Origin of the sequence: Isoptericola cucumis, from assembly GCF_014635665.1 — a bacterium.
In the GTDB taxonomy this organism is placed as follows: Bacteria; Actinomycetota; Actinomycetes; order Actinomycetales; family Cellulomonadaceae; genus Isoptericola; species Isoptericola cucumis.
Map to the genome: position 1 here is coordinate 139,277 of NZ_BMDG01000001.1, position 12,017 is coordinate 151,293.

General features: G+C 74.4%; 10 protein-coding genes. 2 read left to right on the forward strand and 8 right to left on the reverse strand.

Going from position 1 to position 12,017, the window contains the following annotated elements; all coding sequences use genetic code 11:
- Positions 1-126: 126 nt before the first annotated feature.
- The 6 genes from IEW03_RS00610 to IEW03_RS00635 all read right to left on the reverse strand — a co-directional run bounded on the left by IEW03_RS00610 (position 127) and on the right by IEW03_RS00635 (position 6,999).
- A complete protein-coding gene (locus IEW03_RS00610; protein WP_188521712.1) occupies positions 127-1,662 on the reverse strand; it encodes a mannitol dehydrogenase family protein in 1,536 nt (511 codons plus the stop codon).
- Positions 1,652-2,599, reverse strand: a complete 948-nt coding sequence (locus tag IEW03_RS00615; RefSeq protein WP_188521713.1) for an ABC transporter permease — start codon at positions 2,597-2,599, stop codon at positions 1,652-1,654. The genes IEW03_RS00610 and IEW03_RS00615 overlap by 11 nt, the downstream gene beginning before the upstream one ends.
- The gene (locus IEW03_RS00620) at positions 2,599-3,525 is read right to left on the reverse strand and encodes an ABC transporter permease (protein ID WP_188521714.1); all 927 of its coding nucleotides are present in this window, start codon (positions 3,523-3,525) and stop codon (positions 2,599-2,601) included. The genes IEW03_RS00615 and IEW03_RS00620 overlap by 1 nt, the downstream gene beginning before the upstream one ends.
- Positions 3,522-4,661 (reverse strand): ABC transporter ATP-binding protein, encoded by a 1,140-nt coding sequence (locus IEW03_RS00625; protein ID WP_188521715.1) that lies wholly within the window; start codon positions 4,659-4,661, stop codon positions 3,522-3,524. Before IEW03_RS00625 ends, IEW03_RS00620 begins: the two co-directional genes overlap by 4 nt.
- Before the next feature lie 7 nt (positions 4,662-4,668).
- Positions 4,669-5,913, reverse strand: coding sequence for an extracellular solute-binding protein (locus IEW03_RS00630; protein WP_188521716.1), 1,245 nt, complete (start codon positions 5,911-5,913; stop codon positions 4,669-4,671).
- Positions 5,914-5,985: 72 nt separating this feature from the next.
- On the reverse strand, positions 5,986-6,999 hold the full coding sequence (locus tag IEW03_RS00635) for a LacI family DNA-binding transcriptional regulator (RefSeq protein ID WP_188521717.1): 1,014 nt from the start codon (positions 6,997-6,999) through the stop codon (positions 5,986-5,988).
- 216 nt (positions 7,000-7,215) lie between these two features.
- On the opposite strand from IEW03_RS00635, the gene uxaC reads away from it, so the two are divergent.
- Both uxaC and uxuA read left to right on the forward strand, forming a co-directional pair.
- Positions 7,216-8,634, forward strand: coding sequence for a glucuronate isomerase (gene uxaC / locus IEW03_RS00640; protein ID WP_188521718.1), 1,419 nt, complete (start codon positions 7,216-7,218; stop codon positions 8,632-8,634).
- A 45-nt stretch (positions 8,635-8,679) separates the two neighbouring features.
- Positions 8,680-9,816: a mannonate dehydratase gene (gene uxuA / locus IEW03_RS00645; protein WP_229737317.1), complete on the forward strand. Its 1,137-nt coding sequence runs from the start codon at positions 8,680-8,682 to the stop codon at positions 9,814-9,816.
- 38 nt (positions 9,817-9,854) lie between these two features.
- On the opposite strand, the gene gap is transcribed toward uxuA, so the two are convergent.
- Both gap and IEW03_RS00655 read right to left on the reverse strand, forming a co-directional pair.
- The gene (gap, locus tag IEW03_RS00650) at positions 9,855-10,853 is read right to left on the reverse strand and encodes a type I glyceraldehyde-3-phosphate dehydrogenase (protein WP_188521720.1); all 999 of its coding nucleotides are present in this window, start codon (positions 10,851-10,853) and stop codon (positions 9,855-9,857) included.
- A 138-nt stretch (positions 10,854-10,991) separates the two neighbouring features.
- On the reverse strand, positions 10,992-11,957 hold the full coding sequence (locus tag IEW03_RS00655) for a helix-turn-helix domain-containing protein (RefSeq protein WP_229737318.1): 966 nt from the start codon (positions 11,955-11,957) through the stop codon (positions 10,992-10,994).
- Positions 11,958-12,017: the final 60 nt, after the last annotated feature.

Below are 12,017 nucleotides of genomic sequence, written 5' to 3' on the forward strand. Positions count from 1 at the left end.
GCAGCGCTCCCACGCCGCGACGGACGCCCGTCCCCGGGCGTGTCAGGGCCTCCTCTCGAGGGCGTCGTTTCTCCTGCCGAGCGGCTGCGCGACGGGAAGATCTCCGGCCCCGGCGAGGGCCGGGCGTCATGTCAGCGACCGGGCCTCGGCGAGGACGGCGTCCACCAGGCGGGCGTCGGTGCCCGCGCCGCCGGGCAGCAGCCCGGGCAGCGCGAGCAGCGACCGCGCGACGTCCGCGCGCGGTGCCGCGGCGGCGTCCCCGCCGCCCGCGTCGGCCACGACCGAGCGCAGCTCGTCCGCCCGCGGGTCGTCGACGGCGCGGCCGTCGGCGGCCGCGCGCCGCACGACCTCGCACCAGGCGGCGAGCGCGAAGGCCGCGCCAGCCGGCACCTCGCCCGCGGCGAGCCGGTCCGCGACGATCCCGCCCCAGCGGATCGGGATCTTCTGCGTGCCGTCCATCGACACCTGGACGGTGGTGTGCCCGGTGGCGGGGTTCGCGAACCGCTCCAGCAGCGACTCCCCGTAGGCCGCCAGGTCGGCGCCGTCGGGCGGGGTCAGCGTCGGCAGCGCGTCGTCGAGCATGAAGGCGCGCGCCCTCTCGCGGAGCGCGGGGTCGGCGACCGCCTCCGCGATCGTCGCGTGCCCGGCGAGCCGCCCCGCGTAGGCCAGCAGCGAGTGGGTGCCGTTGAGCATCCGCAGCTTGGCCCGCTCCCAGGGCGCGACGTCGGCGGTGAAGGTCGCGCCGGCCGCCTCCCACGGCGGTCGCGGCCCGGCGAACCGGTCCTCGATCACCCACTGGCGGAACGGCTCGCCGACCACGAGCCCCTCGTCGCGCCCGCCCAGGTCGCGCTCGACGGCGTCGCGCTGCGCGGGCGTCGTCGCGGGCACGATGCGGTCCACCATCGAGCACGGGAACGTGACGTCGGCGGCGAGCCAGGCCCGCAGCGCGTCGCCCCGCGACCCGGGCAGCGCCGCGTCGACGGCCGCGTCGACCAGGCGCTGCAGCACCCGGCCGTTGTCCACCATGTTGTCGCAGGTCAGCACCGTGAGCGGGCGCCGGTCGCCCGCCGCCTCGGCCGCCCGGTACCGCGCGGCGAGCCCGCGCACCAGCAGCCCGATCGCGCTCCGGCCCGGCCCGCCGGACACGGCGTCGGCGTCGCTCGGGCGGCCCGCGGCGCCGTCGACGCCGTGCTCGGCGCGCAGCGCGGCGAGGTCGTCGGCCACCCGGTCGAGGTCGAGGCCGCCATCGGCGCCGCGCGCGTACCCCTTCTCGGTCACGGTCAGCGTCACGACGTGGGTCGTCGGCGCCGCGAGGGCCGCGAGCACGCGCGGCGTCTCCTCCGCGGGCCACACGACGTCGACCACCGAGCCGACGAGGTCGAGCCGTGCGCGGTCCGTGCCCGCCGTCAGCACCGCGTACACGCCGCCCTGGGGCCGCAGCTGGTCGCGCACGGCCGCCGAGCGCTGTGTCACGCCGAGGATCCCCCAGCGCAGGTCACCGGTGGCGCGGGCGGCCTCCTCGGTGAAGACCGCCTGGTGGGCGCGGTGGAACGCGCCGATGCCCAGGTGGACGACGCCGACCTGCGCCGGCGTCACCGGAGGCGCGACGCCGGGCGGCAGGGGCTGCGGGAGGGCGGAACGGGTCAGTCGGTCAGTCGTCACGGGCTTCCTTCACCTGGGCGACCAGCTGGGTCGGGTTCACGAATCTGAGGGCGACGACCAGCATCGCGAGCATGGTGGTCGTGTACATCACCGCCATGGCGGAGATCAGCTGCCGGGCCTCGCCGCCGCCGGCCGACGTCATCGCGCGGTAGATCGCGACGACGAGCGTGTCCGACTGCGGCCCCGAGACGAGGAACGTCAGCTCGAACATGCCCACGGTGCGCACGAGCACGAGGATCGAGGCCGCGAGGATCCCCGGCACCAGCAGCGGCGCGAGGATCCGCGTGAAGACCTGCCGCATCCCCGCGCCGCACATGCGCGCCGCCGACTCGATGGCGGGGTTGATCTGCTCGATGAAGGGCGTCATCGTCAGGATGACGAACGGCACCGAGGGCACGAGGTTGACGAGGATCACCGCCACGACCGAGCGGCCGAGGCCGAAGGCGTACATCACGGTGGCGAGCGGGATGCCGTACGTGATGGGCGGCATGAGGATCGGCAGCAGGAACAGCACGTTCACGAGCCGCTTGCCGGGGAAGCTGCGGCGCGCGAGCAGGTAGGCGGCGGGCACGCCGATCAGCACGGACAGCACCACGACCGCGAGCGCGACGCCGACCGTGACGCCGATGACGTGCGTCAGGTCGAACCGGTCCCACGATTCGGCGTACCACTGCGCCGTCCACTCCGCGGGCAGCCAGGTGTCGAACCAGCTCCGGCCGAACGAGTCGACGACGACGGCGACGATGATGCCGAGCAGCAGGACGAGGAAGGCGGCCATCCCCGACCAGACGAACCATGCCGACGGCGACGCGGCGAGCCGCTTCTCCCCCGGCGTCGTGCCGGGCGCCGGCACCGAGCCCCGCGGCCTCGACGGGCGCCGCCCGCGCGCCGGGGCCTTTGGCGGGGCCTCGTCGCGCACCTTCTCCAGAGCAGCCATCAGCCCTTGCCTCCCGTCGAACCCTTGTAGAGCAGCGCGCGCCACGCGAGCACGAGCGCGACGACGGCCAGCTCGACGACGCCCATCATGAGGGCGATCGTCGACGCCATCGGGTAGTCGTTCTGCTCGCCGAACGCGCGGAACGCCATGAGCGACATCACGCGCGTGGAGCCCATCGCGTCACCGACGAGGCGCGCGGACGGGAACACGGAGAACGCGAGCACGAAGGTGAGGATGAACGTGGTCGCGAGGCCCGGGGCCAGCAGCGGCAGCGTGATCCGGCGGAACCGCTGCCACCACCCCGCGCCGAGCGTCCGCGCCGCGGACTCCAGCGACGGGTCGATGCCCGACAGGTACGACGACACCAGCAGGAACGCGAACGGGAACCCGGTGATGATCAGCGAGAGCATGACGCCCACGTAGTTGTTGACGAGCTGCACCGGCTGGTCCACCAGCCCCGTCGCCATCAGGGCACGGTTCAGCCAGCCCTGCCGGCCCGCGAAGATCAGCAGCCCCTGCGCCGTGAGCACGGTGCCGAGCGTGATCGGCAGCACCAGGATCGACGTCATCAGGCGCTTGCCGCGGAACCGGCGCCGCAGCACGAGCGCCACCGGGATCGACGCGAGCACGTTGAACAGCGCCGCCGGCAGCGCGAGGCGCATCGTGATCCACACGGAGTCGAACACGAACGGGTCGCGGAAGAACGCCACGTAGTTGGCGAGGACGCCGCCGCCCCACTTCTCCTGCGTGGCGAGCCCGGGCTGGAACGTCAGCCCGATGCCGTAGGAGAAGGGGTAGACGAACAGCGCGAGCGCGAACACGAGGGCGGGCACCATGAGCCACAGCGAGGAGTCGATGCCCCGCTCGGCCAGCCGGTGGCGCAGGCTGGCCGTGCTGCCCCGCGACCCGGTGGCGGCGGTCGTCATGCCGCCACCGCCCGGGCCTCGGCCCCCGCGGTCGCCTCGCCCGCCAGGGCGGCGGGGAAGACGAGCACCCGCTCGGCCGGGGCCGTGAGGGTGAGCGTGTCGCCCACCCGCGGTGCCTCCGGCGTGCGCACGTGCAGCAGGGTGCCGTCGCCGGCCTGCACCACGACCGCGAACTCGCGCCCGTGGTACTCGACGACGACGACCGTGCCCTCCAGGGCGTTGCCGTCGCGCGGGGCCTCGCCGCCCGCCACGACGGCGAGGTCGTCCGGCCGGACGGCGACCCGGACCGTCTCGCCGTCCGCCGGCCGGTCGCCCACCGGCCGGCAGGTGAGGGTGGTCGCGCCGAGGCCGACGCGGAGCCCGTCGCCGCCCGTGGTCGCGACCACCGTCCCCGGCAGGATGTTGCGGTACCCCATGAAGTCCGCGACGTGCCAGTTGCTCGGGTGGTCGTACAGCTCGTCGGGCGTGCCGACCTGCTGCACGCGCCCCTCGCGGAGCACGACGAGCCGGTCGGCCAGGGAGAGCGCCTCCTCCTGGTCGTGGGTGACGTAGACGGTCGTCAGCCCGAGGCTCTGGTGCAGCCGCCGGATCTCGGTGCGCATGTCGAGCCGGAGCTTGGCGTCCAGGTTGGACAGCGGCTCGTCCATGAGCACGAGCGACGGCTCCAGCACGACGGCGCGCGCGATCGCGACCCGCTGCTGCTGGCCGCCCGAGAGCTGGCCCGGCAGCTTCGCCGCGTGCTCCGTGAGCTTCACCAGCTCGATCGCCTCGGCCGTGCGGCGCGAGACCTCGGCCTTGGGCAGGCCCCGCATGTGCAGGCCGAACGCCACGTTCTTCGCCACGCTGAGGTGGGGGAACAGCGCGTAGCTCTGGAACACCATCCCGAAGCCGCGCTTCTCGCTCGGCACCGTGTCCACGCGCCGGCCGTCCAGCAGGATCTCGCCGTGCGTCAACGGGAGCAGCCCGGCCAGGCAGTTCAGGGCGGTGGACTTCCCGCACCCGGACGGCCCGAGCAGGGCGATGAACTCGCCCTTGCGCACGGTCAGGTCCAGGCCGGCCAGCGCCTGGTGCCCGCCGAAGCTGCGGCCGACCCCGCGCAGCTCGAGCGAGTCGAACGTCCCGGCAGTGATCGCCATCGGAACTTCACTCCTCCGTGTACTTGCCGGCGCCGATCTTGCGGTCCCAGATGTCGAACGCGGTGACCATGGCGTCCGGCGCCAGCGGCGTGGTCGACGGCTCGGACGCGATGAGGTCGTCGTACCAGTCGCGCCCGTACTCCTCGAGCACCTGCTGCGACTCCTCGGGGGCCTTGTCGAGCGTGGCCCCCTCGACCGCCGGGCCGGGGTAGAAGTAGCCGTGGTCGTAGGCCTTGGCATTCTGCTCGGGCGTCAGGACGTCCTGCAGCAGCAGGAGGATCGCGGCGATCTTGTCCGCCGACTGGCCCTTCGGGATCGCGGCGTAGTGGGCGTCGGTGACCCAGGTGAAGTCGTCGAAGGCCGCCGCCTCGAGCGTGTTCGGCAGCCGCCCGTCGGTGCGCGGCTCGATCTCCCAGCCGGTGGTCGTGGGGATCATGCTCCACGTGCCGTCGCCGACGTTCGTCACCACCTGGCCGGTGCCGGTCGGGTAGTTGTCGACGTACTGGCCCAGGTCCTCGAGGTAGGCCCACGTCTTGTCCCAGCCGTTCTCCGGGTCCTGCGGGTCCTCGTCGCCGAGGATGTACGGCAGGCCCATGAGGAACGTCCGGCCCGGCCCGGAGTTCGCCGGCCGCGCGTACCCGAACTTGCCCGGGTTGGTCTCCGCCCACTCGAGCAGCTCCTGCGGGGTCGACGGCGGGTCGTCCACCGCGGCGGGGTCGTACTGCAGCAGCGGCCCGGACGGGTAGTAGGTGACGACGACGCCGTACCCCTCCGCCAGGTCCTGCATGGCGGCGGCGGGCTCGAGGTAGTTCTCCTGGTTGCTGAGCCGGTCGCCGAAGTCGTCGACGACCGGGACCCAGAGGTCCTGGCCGATGCCGGCCGACAGCCCGTCGTTGCCCGTGAGGACGAGGTCGACCGACAGGTTCCCCGAGTCGACCTGCGGCTTGACGATGCCGGTGACGTCGGGCGCGCCACCCGTCTCCCACGTCACCGAGGAGATGACGTCCGGGTTGTTCTCGACGAACTCGTCGATCATGGGCTCGGTCAGCTTCTGGTTGCCGGCCACGTCGAGGATGTGCAGCTCGACGGGCTCCGACGGCGTCTCGGGGACGTCGGCCGCGGCGGTGGCCGCGGGCGCGTCGCCGCCGCTGTCGGCGGGCGGTGCGCAGGCCCCGGCGGCGAGGCCGAGGGCCGTGACGACGACGACGGCGGCGGCGCCCCGGTGACGGGTGCGGGTACGGATCGTTCGCATGAGCGTTCCTTCCTTCCCCCGGGCGACGGTGCCCGGGAACGAGTGGCGTCTGCGGTGACGCGGAGGTGCTCGTCAGGGGGTGCTGGTCCGGTGGTCCGGGCGGCCGGGCACGCCCGTCGAGCCGCGGACGACGATCTCGACGGGCAGGCGGTGATGGGCGGGCGGCTCGGGGTGGCGCGCGGGGTCGAGCGCCGCCACGAGCAGGTCGACGGCGCGCCGGCCGAGGCCCGCCCGCGGCACGTGGACGGTGGTGAGGGCCGGCGAGACGAGCGTCGCGACGGGCACGTCGTCGAACCCGACGACCGACACGTCCTCGGGCACGCGCACGCCGCGCCCGCGCAGGCGGTCGAGGATGCCGAGCGCCATGAGGTCGTTGAACGCGACGACGGCGGTGACGCCGGCGGCGACGGCGTGGTCCGCGGCGGCGAACCCGCCGGAGAAGTACGGGGGGAACGACCCCAGCTCGGCGAGGGTGACGCCGTCCAGCTGCTCGGCCGCGGCGCGCAGCCCGTCGACGCGCCGCCCGCCCGACCACGAGTTGCCGGGGCCGGCGGCCACGCCGACGCGCCGGTGCCCCAGCGCGTGCAGGTGCCCGAGCGCCTGGGCCGAGCCGTCCGCGTCGTCCACCGCCACCGACGCGAGACCCTCGACGTCGCGGCTGACGAGCACGGCGGGGATGCCCTCGACGGCGCGCAGCAGCGTCTCGTCGTCGGAGCGTGGGGAAGCCAGGAGGACGCCGTCGACCCGCTGCGCGAACTCGCGCACGAGCTCGGGCTCGGTGGGCGCGTCCTCCTCGGAGTCGGCGACGAACAGCCCGTAGCCCGCGGCCCGGGCGCGGGCCTGGACGCCCTTGGTCACCGAGGCGAAGTACGGGTTCTCCAGGTCGGGCACCAGCAGGCCGAGGGTCTGGGTGCGCCCCATCCGCAGGCCGCGGGCCGTCGGGTTCGGGCGGTAGCCCAGCCGGGCGGCGGCCGCCGAGACCCGCTCGCGGGTGTCCGCCGACACGTGCTGGCCCTGCGCGAGGGCCCGCGAGACCGTCGACACGGAGACCCCTGCGAGCTGCGCCACGTCGCGTGCGTTCGCCACGGTGCCTCCTTCCGGCGATCGACGGTGAACCCCGACGCCGCACAGTCTGCAAACGATACCGGGATCGCGTCAAGACCTCGGCCGGTCCGAGTTTGCGGAGTCCTTGCGCCATCGTCGGCAGCACGGCAGGATGACCGCAATCGATTCCATCAATTGCGGGCGGCGCGGTCGCCGCCCGTGGCGACGACGCCGTCGCCCCAGCACGAGGAGACGAGCTTGAGCGAGCCGTGGACCCTGCACCCCGACCGGGCCCTGCCCGCCGACCCCGTGACGCGGCCGGTCGCGCGCGAGATCTACGCCGCCGTGGCGGACCTGCCGCTGGTGTCCATGCACGGTCACGTCGACGTGGCGGCCTTCGCCGACGACGCGCCCTTCGGCGACCCGGCCGAGCTGCTCGTCGTGCCCGACCACTACCTCACCCGCATGCTCGTCTCCCAGGGCGAGACCCTCCCCCGGCTCGGCATCGGCGCGACCGCCGACGAGGACGTCGAGACCGACCCGCGGGCGATCTGGCGGCGCTTCTGCGCGGGCTGGAAGCACTTCCGCGGCACCCCCACCCGCTACTGGCTCGAGCACGAGCTCGTCGAGATCTTCGGCGTCACCCAGCGGCCGTCGGCCGAGACGGCCGACGCGCTGTACGACCAGGTCGCCGCCCGCCTCGCCGAGCCCGGCTTCCGCCCCCGCGCGCTGCTCGACCGGTTCGACATCGAGGTCATCGCCACCACCGACCCCGCGTGGGCCACCCTCGACGCGCACGCCAAGCTCGCCGCCGACGGCTACGGCGACCGCGTCCTGCCGACGTTCCGCCCCGACCCGCTGCTCCACACCGGCCGCCCCGGCTGGCGCGACGACGTCGCCCGGCTCGCCGAGGCGGCCGGCGTCGACGTCACGGGCTACGACCGCTACCTCGACGCGCTGCGCACCCAGCGGGAGCGCTTCGTCGCCGCCGGGGCGCGGGCGACCGACCACGGCCACCTGTCCGCCGACACCACGCCCCTGGACGACGGGGAGGCCCGCCGCGTCTTCGACGCCGCGCTCGCCGGCACGGTCACCGCGGCCGAGGCCGCCGCGTTCAGCGGTCACATGCTGTTCCAGATGGCGGCCATGTCCGCCGAGGACGGCCTCGTCATGCAGCTGCACCCCGGGGTCCTGCGCGACCACGCGAGCGGGCCGCACGCCGCCTTCGGCCCCGACCGCGGCTACGACATCCCCGTCGTCACCGAGTACACCCGCGCGCTGCGCCCCGTGCTGGACGCCTTCGGCCACCACCCGGGCTTCCGGATGATCGCGTTCACCGTGGACGAGGACGTGTACTCCCGCGAGCTGGCGCCGCTCGCCGGCGTCTACCCGGCCCTGCGCCTGGGCGCACCCTGGTGGTTCCTGGACGCGCCCGACGCGATGCGCCGGTTCCGCGAGGCCGTGACCGAGACGGCCGGGTTCAGCAACACGAGCGGCTTCGTCGACGACACCCGCGCCTACTGCTCCATCCCCGCCCGTCACGACCTCGCCCGCCGGGTCGACGCCGGGTACCTGGCCGGCCTGGTCGTCGAGCACCGGCTCGACCTCGACGAGGCGCTCGACGTCGCCGTCGACCTCGCGTACCGGCTGCCCCTCGCGGCATACGCCCGCCCCTGACCGCCGTCCCGACCGACGAACGAGCACGAGGAGCACGCAGTGAAGATGGGCTTCCGCTGGTACGGAGAGGGCAACGACACCGTCACCCTCGACCAGATCCGCCAGATCCCCGGCGTCGAGACCGTCGTCTGGAGCCTGCACCACAAGCAGGCGGGCGAGGTGTGGGAGCAGGCCGAGATCGACGCCGAGGTCGCGCACATCACCGGGCTGTCCGACGAGGCACGGGCCCGGGGCGTGACCCGCACCCTGGACGCCGAGGTCGTGGAGTCCGTGAACGTGCACGAGTCCATCAAGCTGGGCCGCACGGTGCTGGGTCTCGGCCGGGACGAGGCGATCGAGAACTACGTGACCACGGTCCGGCGGCTGGGCCGCGCCGGGGTGAAGGTCGTCTGCTACAACTTCATGCCCGTCTTCGACTGGTTGCGCACCGACCTGCGGCGCCCCCTGCCGGACGGCTCGACCGCCCTGTACTTCGAGAAGGCCGTCGTGGACCGGATGACGCCGGAGGGCCTCATCGCCGACATGGCCACGGGCTCGCACGGCCTCACGCTGCCCGGCTGGGAGCCGGAGCGGCTCGCGGGCTTCACCGAGCTCAACGGCGCGTACGAGGGCGTCACCCACGAGGACATGTACGCGAACTACCGCTACTTCCTCGACGCCGTGGTCCCGGCCTGCGAGGAGGCCGGGGTGAAGCTCGGGGTCCACCCCGACGACCCGCCGTTCGACGTCTTCGGCTGGCCGCGCGTCGTGTCCACCCCGGACGACCTGCAACGGGTGCTGGACCTGCACCCCAGCTCGCACCACGGGCTCACGCTGTGCCTCGGGAGCTTCTCGGCGAACCCGGCCCAGGCCCCGCTCGCCGCCGACACGGTGCGGCGCTTCTCCGACCGCATCCACTTCACGCACGTGCGCAACATCAGGCACTTCCCGAACGGCGACTTCTCCGAGGTGGGCCACCGGGCCTGCGAGGGCGACGTCGACACGGTCGGCATCATGCGGGCGTACGCCGAGGCGGGGTACGAGGGTTACGTCCGGCCGGACCACGGCCGGCACCTGTGGGACGAGAACACGACGAACCCGCCCCGCCCGGGCTACGGCCTGTACGACCGGGCGCTCGGCGCCCAGTACCTCCTGGGCGCGTGGGACGCGTTCCGTCACGGCGCCCCGACCCGCGACGCCTGACCCGCCCACCCACCCGGCTCCGCACCGCCCGGGCGGGGTCAGCCGGCGGCGAGCAGCTCCAGGGTGTCGACCACGCGGTGGGAGAACCCCCACTCGTTGTCGTACCAGGCCACGACCTTCACGTGCCGGCCCTCGACCCGCGTCAGCAGCGAGTCGAAGACCGCCGACGCGGGGTTGCCGGTGATGTCGGACGAGACGAGCGGGTCGTCGGAGTACTCGAGGATCCCCGCCAGCGGCCCGTCGGCGGCCGCGCGGTACGCGGCCAGGACGTCGTCGCGCGTGACGTCGCGCCCGACGCTGGCGTTCAGCTCGACGATCGAGCCCACCGGGACGGGGACCCGGATCGAGTCGCCCGAGAGCTTCCCGTCGAGCCGGGGCAGCACGCGGCCGATCGCCTTCGCGGCGCCGGTCGTGGTCGGCACGATGTTCACCGCCGCGGCGCGGGCGCGCCGGGCGTCGCGGTGCGGGGCGTCCTGGAGGTTCTGCTCCTGGGTGTAGGCGTGCACGGTGGTCATGAACCCGTGCTCGATGCCCGCGAGGTCGTCCAGCACCGAGGCGAGCGGGGCGAGCGCGTTGGTGGTGCACGACGCGTTGGAGACGATCGTGTGCGCCGCCGGGTCGTAGGCGCCGGTGTTGACGCCGGGGGCGAGCGTGACGTCGGCACCCGCGGACGGCGCGCTGACGAGCACCTTGCGTGCGCCGGCCTCCAGGTGGGCGCGCGCCGCGTCGGCGGACGTGAAGCGGCCCGTCGACTCCAGCACGACGTTGACGCCGAGGTCGCGCCACGGCAGGGCGGCCGGGTCGCGCTCGGCGAGCACGGCGACCCGGTGCCCGTCGACGACGAGCGCGTCGTCCTCCGCCGTGACGGGGCGGCCCAGGCGTCCTGCCGTGGAGTCGAAGGCGAGCAGCCGCGCCAGCGCCGCGGGCTCCGTCAGGTCGTTGACGGCGACGACCTCCAGGTCGCTGTCGCGCTCGAGCAGCGCGCGCAGCACGTTGCGGCCGATCCGCCCGAACCCGTTGATGGCGATGCGAGTCATGTGACGTCCCTTCCTCTCGGTTCGGCACCAGGCTCGCCGACGTCGCAGGACGGGAACACCGGCGCGCACGCCACGGTCCGCAAGGATCTCGCCAGCCGGCTCGGTGGGCGGCTCGGCGGCCGGCCCGGCGGCCCGCCCTCACTCCCCGCGGGCGAACGTGGTGCGGTACTCGCTGGGCGTCGTCCCCAGGATGCGACGGAAGTGCGCGCGCAGGTTCGCCCCGGTGCCGAGCCCGACGTCCGCGGCGACCTGCTCCACGCTGCGCTCCGACCGTTCCAGCAGCTCGCGCGCCACGTCGACGCGCGCCCGCCTCACCCACGCCATCGGCGTGTACCCGGTGTCGTCGGCGAACCGGCGCGAGAACGTCCGCGGCGACACGGCGGCGTGCCGGGCGAGGTCGTCCAGGGTGAGGTCGTCGGCCAGGTGGTGCAGCACCCACTCGCGCGTGGCCGCGAACCGCTCGCCCAGCGGCTCCGGCACGCTGCGCGGCACGTACTGGGCCTGGCCGCCGCTGCGGTACGGGGCCGCCACGAGCCGGCGGGCGGCGTGGTTGGACGCCGCGACCCCGAGGTCGCCGCGCAGCACGTGCAGGCACAGGTCGATGCCCGACGCCGCGCCCGCCGACGTGAGCACGCTGCCCTCGTCGACGAACAGCACGTTCTCGTCCACGCGCACCCGCGGGTGCCGGGCCGCGAGCGCCCGCGTGTAGTGCCAGTGCGTGGTGGCGCGCCGGCCGTCCAGCAGCCCGGCCGCGGCGAGCGCGAACGCGCCGGTCGAGATGGCGGCCAGCCGCGCCCCGCGCGCGTGGGCGGACAGGAGCGCCTCCACGACGTCGGGCGGCGGGTCGTCGCGGTCGGGGAAGCGGTAGCCCGGGATGAAGACGATCTCGGCCCAGTCCAGCGCCTCCAGGCCGTGGGCCACGTGGTACGAGAGCCCGTCCCCGCCCGTGACCAGCCCCGGCGCCGCCCCGCAGACCCGGACCTCGTACGGCATGCTCGGTCGCGTCGTGAACACCTGGGCGGGGATGCCGACGTCGAGGGGCTTCGCCCCTTCGAGCACGAGGACGGCGGCGCGGCGCAGACGCGGCGGGGGCACGAGGTGCAGGCTAGACGCCGGCGCCCCGGACGGCGAGCCCCGCCGGCGCGCCGCACGCCGTCCTGACCT